This window comes from Collinsella aerofaciens, assembly GCF_027679495.1.
In the GTDB taxonomy this organism is placed as follows: domain Bacteria; phylum Actinomycetota; class Coriobacteriia; order Coriobacteriales; family Coriobacteriaceae; genus Collinsella; species Collinsella aerofaciens_AK.
In genome coordinates this window covers 1-9,828 of sequence record NZ_JAQEKC010000042.1, presented here as the reverse complement: position 1 = coordinate 9,828, position 9,828 = coordinate 1, and the positions used below count along the sequence as shown (strand labels likewise).

Below are 9,828 nucleotides of genomic sequence, written 5' to 3'. Positions count from 1 at the left end.
TATGAGCGAAAACGCCCCTAAGCGAGCAAGGTGACGTGAAAGAGGAGGGCATTGACCTTCTGGTCATGCCGCCGAAGTTGAAAGGCAGATTGCCGCCCTGGCGGGCTTGCAGCGTCAAGTGGTTACGGCGTTTGGTAAAACGCCGTAACTAAAACCCGTGGCGCTCCAGGAAGCGGAAGGCTAGGCGGATCCAGGGACGGACCGCCACCTGCTTGTCCTCGTTGTCGACCGCGGTGTTGGCGTTGCCGAGCGAAAGGCCGTGACCACCCTGGTCGAAGACGTGCATCTCGCATGCAACGCCCTCCTCGGCCATGCGCTGCGCAAACGGGTAGACCTGCGCGATCGGCGCCGTCTTGTCGTCGGACACGCCCCACACAAAGGTCGGCGGCATCTGACGCGAAACATGCGTGGTGGGGCAGATATCGGCCAAATGCTCGTCAGTTGCCTCGCCACCCGTCACCATCGACAGGTAGTCGTTGAGCAAATCGCGCCCCGTCTTGCCGCCCGTCTTGGGCACGCGCAAGTCAATGCGCGGATCGCGCGTCTGCATGTCGCGCACATAGGCAAAGTCGAGCAGCGGATAGCCCAGCACCACGGCATCGGGACGAATGTCGTCCGGACGTGCCCCGGCAAGTGCCGCGAAGGGGCCGGTCTTCCACTGCGTTGCCAGCGAGGCACAGATCATGCCGCCCGCCGAGAATCCCACGACGCACACGCGCTTAGGATCGACATGCCACTCGTCGGCGTTGGCGCGCACCGTGGCGACCATCTTGGCAAGATCTGCCTGGGGGTGCGGAAAGCTCACGTCACCCGTAGAGCTCGTGACATAGTTGAGCACAAAGGCCTGGTAACCGTGATCCAAAAATGCAAACGCCACCGGGTCCTGCTCGTGCGGAGCGATATGTGTAAACCCGCCTCCGCCGCAGATGATCACCGCGGGGCGGCGGCCATTCGGTTTATCGGGCAGCGGCTCGGCACCCAAATACGTAAACGTCGCCGGATAATCCTCGGTCGGCTCCTCGCCCCACAGCGCATGGTTCTCGACAATCATATGTGCTCCCTTCGCGCAAATTATGCGCCCTTGTTTTTCGCCTTCAAGCGACCCCACTTGAACCCGTGGCGCAGAAACACTCCGGCAATAAGTTTCCCTTCAACTGATATATCACATAATCCCAGTTCAGAGGTATCGTTGAGCAGCGTAGAATAGGGGGCGTTGACCAAGCCGCGAAACACATATGAAACGTTTCCGGCAAACCAAACGCGCGATATGCGCCTATTTAAGTTGGAGGCAACTATGGGTCTGCTCGATTCGCTTAAGTCCACCTTCACCTCGACCGGCGAGGCGTCCGTTCCGCCCGCAGCAAGCTTCGCCACCCGCGAAGGCGTCATCTATGCCCCCGTCAACGGCGTGCTCGTCAACCTGAACGAGGTTCCCGACGAGACGATCGCCTCGGGCATGCTTGGCCAGGGCTATGGCATCGAGCCCATTACCGGCACCATCTATGCGCCCGCCAACGGCCGCATCGGCGCCACCACCGTCACCAACCACTCCATCGGCATGATTACCGAGGACGGCCTGCGCGTGTTCATCCATGTTGGCCTGGGCACCGTGGAAATGAACGGCAAGGGTTTTGCCCGCTTTGTCGAGATGGGCGATGTGGTCAAGGCAGGCCAGCCGCTCATCAGCTTCGACCGCGAGGCCATTAAGGCCGCTGGTCACGAGGACATCGTGACCGTCATCGTCTCCGAGCTCGATCGTCTTAAGAGCATCGACCATGTCGGCGAGTCTGGAACGCTTATCGGCGGCAACCCGCTCGTCAAGCTTGGCGACCCGCTGCTGGTTGCCAAGACCAAGTAGCCAGGCCCCGCGCCACACAGCCAAAAGGCACCTCGTCAAGCGCCCGCGACCATTTGGCCGCGGGCGCTTTTCGTTTGAAAAACCATCCCGCCAATGCTTTATCTGTATAGCCCAAATGAGCCGAGCTGCTAGAATATCGAACTGTATGGATAACTATCATTCAACCGTTATGGGAGGATACGTGAACCGCACCAAAATCGCGCAGCTCTATGCCGATGCCGAGTCGCTCGGCGGCCAGACCGTCACCGTCGCCGGCTGGGTCAAGTCCGTCCGCGACATGAAGAACTTTGGCTTTGTTACGCTCAACGACGGCAGCTGCTTCCGCGACCTGCAGGTCGTCATGAACCGCGAGGCACTCGACAACTACGACGAGATCGCCCATCAAAACGTCTCGGCCGCACTCATTTGCACCGGCACCGCCAAACTGACCCCCGATGCACCCCAGCCTTTCGAGCTTTCTGCCACTTCCATCGAGGTCGAGGGCACGAGCGCCCCGGATTACCCGCTGCAGAAGAAGCGCGCAACCGTCGAGTTCCTGCGCACCCAGCAGCACCTGCGCCCGCGCACCAACCTGTTCCGCGCCGTGTTCCGCATCCGCTCTGTCGCGGCTGCCGCCATCCACCGCTTCTTCCAGGAGCAGGGTTTTGTCTACGTCAACACCCCCATCATCACCACGAGTGACTGCGAGGGCGCCGGCGAGATGTTCCGCGTGACCACACTCGACCCCAAAAATCCGCCCCTCACCGAGTCCGGCGAGGTCGACTGGAGCCAGGACTTCTTTGGCAAGCATGCGAGCCTCACCGTGTCCGGCCAGCTCAATGCCGAGAACTTTGCCATGGCCTTTGGCGACGTGTACACCTTTGGCCCCACTTTCCGTGCCGAGAACTCCAACACCACGCGCCACGCCGCCGAGTTTTGGATGATCGAACCTGAGATGGCCTTTGCCGACCTTAACGACTACATGGATAACGCCGAGGCCATGCTCAAGTATGTCCTCAAGGACGTCATGGCAACCTGCCCCGACGAGCTCAATATGCTCAACAAGTTTGTGGACAAGGGTCTGCTCGAGCGCCTGGACCATGTCGCCAACTCCGACTTTGCCCGCGTTACCTACACCGAGGCCGTCGAGATCCTGGAGCAGGCAGTCGCTGCTGGCCACCAGTTTGATTACCCCGTCAGCTGGGGCATCGACTTGCAGACCGAGCACGAGCGCTTCCTGACCGAGGAGCACTTTAAGCGCCCGACCTTCGTGACCGACTACCCGGCCGAGATCAAGGCGTTCTACATGCGCATGAACGAGGACGGCAAGACCGTCGCCGCCGCCGACTGCCTGGTTCCCGGTATCGGCGAGATTATCGGCGGCTCCCAGCGCGAGGAGCGCCTGGATCTGCTCGAGGCCCGCATCAAGGACCTGGGCATGAATCCCGAGCAGTACAAGTACTACCTTGACCTGCGCCGCTACGGTTCCTGCAAGCACGCCGGCTACGGTCTGGGCTTCGAGCGCTTGGTCATGTATCTGACCGGCGTGGGCAACATCCGCGACGTCCTGCCGCACCCGCGCACCGTGGGCAACGCCGACTTCTAATCGTCGGACGCTAGCTCGCGTCGCCACACGCCAACGCTCATCGCATAAGCGTCTCTCGACATCGGTCGAGAGACGCTTTTTTTCAACAGCATCCGTCAAGCTTTTGGCAAGTTTTTGGTCAGTTGAGCAGGGCTGTTGAAAACTCGACCCACCGTTTGCCGACGACTACCGACCGCCCAGAGCGCCCTGCGCCCCTGGGAAAGCCCCACGTCCTAGGCTCCATACCGTCGCCACCCAAAACGGAAAGGACGTGGGCACGATGACCGAAGCCGCTGTTGAAACCTACGACACCACGACGAGGGGCGCCGCCTCGATGGCAGCCTATCGCGCCGTTCGTATCCTGCAGCTCTTGAGCGAAAACACCGGCGAAGACAAGGCCATGCTTTCCGATGAGCTGATCCGGCGCCTCGCCCATCCCGACGACCCCGCCCGCATGCCCATCTCGGCGGCGCGGCGCAGCATCTACACCGCCATCTCCGCGCTTCGCCATGCCGGATATGAGATTGAATACAAGCGCGGCGTGGGGTATCGGCTCTTGACCCGTCCACTCACCGACGAGGAGATCATCCGGCTCCACGGTATGGTCATGCGCAACCGCTCCACGCCTATCGCCATCCGCAAGAGCATGGCGCAGCACTTAGTTGCCATGGCGAGTGCCGACGTTCGCGGCTATCTCGATACACCCGAACCTGCTCCAAGCGCAGGCAGCAAGGCTACCAAGGCAACACGCACGCCCATCAAGCGCATCGACACGTGCGAGCTCGTCGAGCAGGCCATCGACCACGGAACCACGGTGAGTTTTGATATTTCGAGCGTCACGACGCGTGGCGAAACCGAAGCAGCACGGATGACACTCCGTCCCTTTGCCATCAGGCAGCGCGATGGCATCTCGTATCTGCTGGGAACGGTCTACGACGCCCGAGGCGCCGATGACACGTTGCGTACCGTAGAGATTGGCCGAATGAGAAACGTCACCACACGTCTCCTCGACGGCAAGAAGCTCTTCGCCGCCCTAGACGAGGACGACGCCTCCTCCGCCGCATAAGACCCTCCGCCGCCCATTCGACTACCCGTACCGCCCATCCGATTCTGTATTAAAAAACCCGCCAGGCTGTTGTAAAAATGGACATCAGCGCTACTATAGTTCCACTTGCACTTTGTCCCAGTGCAGTGTTTCCAGCCATTTTTATACTGGGGGTAATGATATGAAGGACATCACCATCAGCCGCAGGAGCCTTCTGGTCTCCGCCGGCCTGCTCGCGCTCGCCCCGCTCGCCGGATGCGGCGGCAACTCTGGCTCCGGCTCTGCTGCCGCCGGTTCCGACTACACCATCGGCGTTCTGCAGCTCACCGAGCACTCCGCACTCGATGCCGCCAACGACGGCTTTGTCAAGGCCATCAAGGAGAGCGGCCTTAAGGTCAAGATCGACCAGAAGAACGCCCAGAACGACCAGTCCACGTGTAAGTCCATTGCCGACAAGTTTGTGGGCGACAACGTCAACCTGATTTATGCCATCGCCACGCCCGCCGCGCAGGCTGCCGCCGGCGCCACGGCCGATATCCCCATCGTGGGCTGCGCCATCACCGACTACGCCGCCTCCGGCCTGGTCCAGGACAACGACAAGCCCGGCACCAACGTCACGGGCGCTTCCGACCTCACCCCGGTCGCCGAGCAGCTCGAGATGATGCAGAAGGTCCTGCCCGACGTTAAAAAGGTCGGCCTGCTCTACTGCACCGCCGAGTCCAACTCCGACGTCCAGATCAAGGCCGCCAAGAAGGAGCTCGACAAGCTGGGCCTCGAGTACACTGACTTCACCGTCTCGAGCTCCAACGAGATTCAGTCCGTCGTCGAGTCTGCCGTGGGCAAGGTCGACGCGCTGTACTCCCCCACCGACAACACCATCGCCGCGGGCGCCTCGCAGGTGGGCCAGATCTGCAAGGAGAACAAGCTCCCCTTCGTGACTGGCGAGGAGGGCATGTGCATGGCCGGCGGCCTGTTCACCCTCTCCATCAACTATGAGGACCTGGGCTACGCCGCGGGCGAGATGGCCGTTAAGATCCTGAAAGGCGAGGCCAAGCCCGAAGACATGCCGATCAAACACCTCTCGAGCAAGGACCTGGTCGTCGTCAAGAATGACGAGATGGCCGAGGCCCTGGGCATCGACCTTTCCGCTCTGGACGCGTAATGCTATACGCGGCATGCGTCTAGAGCCCGTGCTCGCGCTTTAGCCGCGTTATTCAATATCTGAGCCACAGGGGCGGGCGCTGTAGACCGGCGTCCGCCCTGCTTGTTTCAGGTAAAACAAAACGTCTGTCCGTAACTCGTCTATGCATTGTTACCGCTATTATGGTGAATCACGTGTCCACCCTATCCTAGGAGGTATGAAGCATGCTCATTGCATTGCAGGGCGCCGTTTCGCAGGGCGTCCTCTGGGGCATTATGGTGCTTGGCGTGTTTATCACGTTCCGCCTGCTCGACATTCCCGATATGACCTGCGACGGCAGCTTTGCCCTCGGCGGCTGCGTCTGCGCTGTGCTCATCGTCAATAACAACGTCGACCCGCTGTTCGCCGTGCTGGCCGGTATGTGCGCCGGCGCCATCGCGGGCGCCGTCACGGGCATTCTGACCACCGTCTTTGAGATTCCCGCGATCCTCGCCGGAATCCTCACCCAGATCAGCCTGTGGTCCATCAACCTGCGCATCATGGGCAAGTCCAATACGCCCATTCTTGCCAAGGGCACCGTGTTCTCCGCCGTCAGCAATATGACCGGTCTGCCGCAGTCCACCGTTACCATCATCTTGGGCATCCTGCTCGCCGTGGCTATCGTTGCCATCCTGTATTGGTTCTTTGGCACCGAGATCGGCTCGGCGCTGCGAGCCACCGGCAACAACGAGTACATGATCCGCGCTCTGGGCGTCAACACCAACTCCACCAAGATGATCGCCCTCGTGCTCTCCAACGCCCTCATCGGCCTTTCGGGCGCTCTCATCTGCCAGAGCCAAAAGTATGCCGACATTGGTATGGGCACCGGTGCCATCGTTATCGGTCTTGCCGCCATTGTTATCGGCGAGGTGCTCGGCCGTCTGCTGCCCGGCGGCCTCACGCAGTTTAGCGTCCGTCTTGCCTCCGCCGTCTTTGGCTCCGTGGTGTACTTCCTTATCCGCGCCATCGTGCTGCAGTTGGGCATGGACGCCAACGACATGAAGCTGCTCTCCGCCGTAATTGTCGCTGTGGCCCTGTGCGTGCCCGTGGTTTGGGAGCGCTATAAGCTCCGCAGCTCCTACACGAAGGGAGATGAGGCAGATGCTTAAGCTCTCGCATGTCAAGAAGACCTTTAACAAGGGCACCGTCACCGAGAAGCGCGCGCTCACCGGCGTCGACCTCACCTTGAATGACGGCGACTTTGTAACCGTGATCGGCGGCAACGGCGCCGGCAAGTCCACGCTGCTCAACATGATCGCCGGCGTGTACCCGCTCGATTCGGGCGTTATTGAGCTCGACGGCACCGACATCTCGCGCCTGAGCGAGTCGCAGCGCGCCAAGTACCTGGGCCGCGTGTTTCAGGACCCCATGCGCGGTACCGCTGCCGACATGCAGATTGCCGAGAACTTGGCCCTCGCCAAGCGTCGCGGCCAGCGTCGCGGCCTTTCGTGGGGCGTCACCAAGGCCGAGAAAGATGAGTACGTTGAGTTGCTCAAGCGCCTGGACCTTGGTCTGGACACGCGTCTCAACGCCAAGGTCGGCCTGCTCTCGGGTGGCCAGCGCCAGGCACTCACCCTGCTGATGGCCACGCTCACCAGGCCGCGCCTGCTGCTGCTCGACGAGCACACCGCGGCCCTCGACCCCAAGACGGCCTCTAAGGTGCTTAACCTGACCGAGGAGATCGTCGACGAGAACCACCTGACCACGCTCATGGTCACGCATAACATGAATGACGCCATCCGTCTGGGCAACCGTCTGATCATGATGCACGAAGGCCACGTGATCTACGACGTGGCGGGCGATGAGAAGAAGTCGCTCACCGTAGCCGACCTGCTGCAGAAGTTCGAGGAGGTCTCGGGCGGCGAGCTCGCCAACGACCGCATGCTGCTGAGCTAAAACCTGCCAAAAAGGGACAAGTTTATTTTGGTAGGTTTTATCTGCACAAACGTCAAAACCGCCGCAAAGGGGCAAACGTCCTTGCGGCGGTTTTCGCATATTATGTCGATAATCCGATATTCAACCAGACATTCTGGCTAAGGACTAAGGAAACTGCCATGAAAAGACTCCCCCGCCTTGCGTTAGCCGCCGCGTTGTTTGCCGGCGCGCTCGCGGGCACCCCAAGCCTCGCTTTCGCCGGGAACCTGCCCGCCGCTATTGACGGCTCTGTGACCGTCATGCACACCAACGATATCCACGGCAGCTACAAGTACAGCTACAACGCAAGCAAGGGCACCGGCACCGTCGGCTTCGACGGACTGGCGGTCCTTTATAGCGCCCAGGGCAACGCCCCCGATCTTTTGCTCGATGCGGGCGACACCTTCCACGGGCAGTCCTTCGCCACCATGAGCGAGGGCAAGAGCATCGCCGAGCTCATGGACACCTTCTATGTAGACGGCTACGACGCGACCACGCCGGGCAACCACGACTGGAGCTACGGCGCGGACAAGCTCCGCACCATGACCGGCTACAGCACCACCGGCACGCCCTTCGCCATGCTCTGCGCGAACGCGAAGTCTACGAGCGGCGTATGGAGCTCGAGCATCACGAAGACGCTCGATCGCACCATGGAGGATAGCGAGGATCACTCCACATTCGACTACAAAATCAAGGTCGGCGTCGTGGGTGCCATGGATGAGTCGCTGGGATCCTCGCTGCGCGCGGACCTGGTCGCGGGCACGTCGTTCTCGAGTGCCACGAACGCCATCAATACCGAGGCAAAGCAGCTGCGCAAGGCGGGCTGCAACGTTGTCGTCTGTATCGCGCATACGCTCAACGCCAAGACCTTTGCCACACGGCTCCGTGGCATCGATGCCCTTATCGCAGGCCACGAGCACATCAACCTTAACGAGAAGGTGACGGGAGCCGACGGCAAGACAATCCACGTTGTCGAGGCAGGCAGCGCCTTTGCCGAGGTGGGGCTGCTTTCCATTCCGTACAAGTACGACACCAATGGCACCGAGACGACCGACGATGACACGGTCACGGTCCCTGCAGACGGCAGCGACGAGAAGCTCTACACCGCCAAGAACGTCAACGACCTTTTGGCAGACCCCGACAAGGGCTCCGACTACCAAAGCTGCCTTGAAGCCGTCCGCAACAAGATCAAGCCGCTCGACGAGGCCTTTGAAAACGAATCGAACAAGGTGCTCGGCACATCCACCACCAACTATTTCTACGGCGAGGACGCCGCAGGCACGCATGGTTGGGAAATGGTGCGCACCACCGATTTCCGTCCCAGCAAGGAGGGCGACACCACCAAGGCCCAGACCATCGGCCGCGTGATTTGCAGCTCCTATCTTGACCTGACGGGCGCGGACCTCGCTATCGAAAACGCTGGCGGCATCCGCGGCGGCATCGCGGCGGGCAACGTGACCGCCGGCAACGTCATCGCCATCTCGCCCTACGGCAACACCGTGGAGACCTGGACCATGACCGGCGCGGACTTCCTCGCAGCGCTCGAGCACTCGCTACAAATCAGCGACGATTGCAACGACAGCTACGAGCTTCAGCAGGCTTATGTGGCGGCCGGTCACACCGAGCAGGAGGCGCAAGACAAGTACAAGTGGCGCGATGACTCTGGCAGCGTTCTCTCCTTTGGCGGCATCAACGTGACGATTGATTGGACGCAGCCCGAAGGCAAGCGCATTGTGAGTGCCACACTCACCAAAGACGGCAGCACGCTCGACCCCGCCAAGACCTATACCGTCGCCACCAACAACTACATCATTACCAACACGACCGACTTTCCCACCTTTGCACACGCCACCAAGTACACCGAGTGGGGCACGTGCGAGGCGGCGCTGAGGGCGCTGATTGGGCAGAACGGCTGGGAGAGCAAGATGGCCGGGCTCGCCGGCACCATCAGCTTCGGCTCCGTAGCCGTGGACCCCACGCCCACACCGGCCCTGACGCCTAAGCCCTCGCCTAAGACGGACACGACGACCACGAAGGTCAGCACCGAGAAGACGAGCGGTAAGCTCGCCGCAACGGGAGACCGCACGCTGGCAGTAGTTGGCGCGTGCCTTATCGGCGGCATCATCGTCATCATCCTCGGCATTATCTGGAAGCGTCGACGCTAAGCTACACCGCCGGGCCTTGCAGCCCCGCCGCGTAAACCTTATATCGGTTGATTTCCGATCTCAGCCGAACACATTGAGCGAATAGGCCATTCCCGCAGTTAG

The 9,828-nt window shown here is 61.1% G+C and carries 8 protein-coding genes; 7 read left to right on the top strand and 1 reads right to left on the bottom strand.

Features of this window, described 5'->3' with window-relative positions; translation table 11 throughout:
* Nucleotides 1-148 precede the first annotated feature (148 nt).
* On the bottom strand, nucleotides 149-1,051 hold the full coding sequence (locus tag PGW49_RS10095) for an alpha/beta hydrolase (protein WP_138374759.1): 903 nt from the start codon (nucleotides 1,049-1,051) through the stop codon (nucleotides 149-151).
* A 243-nt stretch (nucleotides 1,052-1,294) separates the two neighbouring features.
* Between PGW49_RS10095 and PGW49_RS10090 the strand changes: the two genes are divergently transcribed.
* The 7 genes from PGW49_RS10090 to PGW49_RS10060 all read left to right on the top strand — a co-directional run bounded on the left by PGW49_RS10090 (nucleotide 1,295) and on the right by PGW49_RS10060 (nucleotide 9,726).
* Nucleotides 1,295-1,858, top strand: coding sequence for a PTS sugar transporter subunit IIA (locus tag PGW49_RS10090; protein ID WP_040359007.1), 564 nt, complete (start codon nucleotides 1,295-1,297; stop codon nucleotides 1,856-1,858).
* Between the two features lie 181 nt (nucleotides 1,859-2,039).
* Nucleotides 2,040-3,443 (top strand): asparagine--tRNA ligase, encoded by a 1,404-nt coding sequence (gene asnS / locus PGW49_RS10085; RefSeq protein ID WP_138374758.1) that lies wholly within the window; start codon nucleotides 2,040-2,042, stop codon nucleotides 3,441-3,443.
* Between the two features lie 259 nt (nucleotides 3,444-3,702).
* Nucleotides 3,703-4,488, top strand: a complete 786-nt coding sequence (locus PGW49_RS10080; RefSeq protein WP_022093884.1) for a hypothetical protein — start codon at nucleotides 3,703-3,705, stop codon at nucleotides 4,486-4,488.
* 160 nt (nucleotides 4,489-4,648) lie between these two features.
* A complete protein-coding gene (locus tag PGW49_RS10075) occupies nucleotides 4,649-5,629 on the top strand; it encodes an ABC transporter substrate-binding protein (RefSeq protein WP_022093885.1) in 981 nt (326 codons plus the stop codon).
* A 203-nt stretch (nucleotides 5,630-5,832) separates the two neighbouring features.
* Nucleotides 5,833-6,756 (top strand): ABC transporter permease, encoded by a 924-nt coding sequence (locus PGW49_RS10070; protein WP_138374757.1) that lies wholly within the window; start codon nucleotides 5,833-5,835, stop codon nucleotides 6,754-6,756.
* Nucleotides 6,749-7,543 carry an ABC transporter ATP-binding protein gene (locus tag PGW49_RS10065; protein ID WP_055250279.1) on the top strand — a complete coding sequence of 265 codons (795 nt, stop codon included), beginning with the start codon at nucleotides 6,749-6,751 and terminating at the stop codon, nucleotides 7,541-7,543. Before PGW49_RS10070 ends, PGW49_RS10065 begins: the two co-directional genes overlap by 8 nt.
* A gap of 158 nt (nucleotides 7,544-7,701) precedes the next feature.
* Nucleotides 7,702-9,726 carry a bifunctional metallophosphatase/5'-nucleotidase gene (locus PGW49_RS10060; protein ID WP_270226409.1) on the top strand — a complete coding sequence of 675 codons (2,025 nt, stop codon included), beginning with the start codon at nucleotides 7,702-7,704 and terminating at the stop codon, nucleotides 9,724-9,726.
* Nucleotides 9,727-9,828 lie beyond the last annotated feature (102 nt).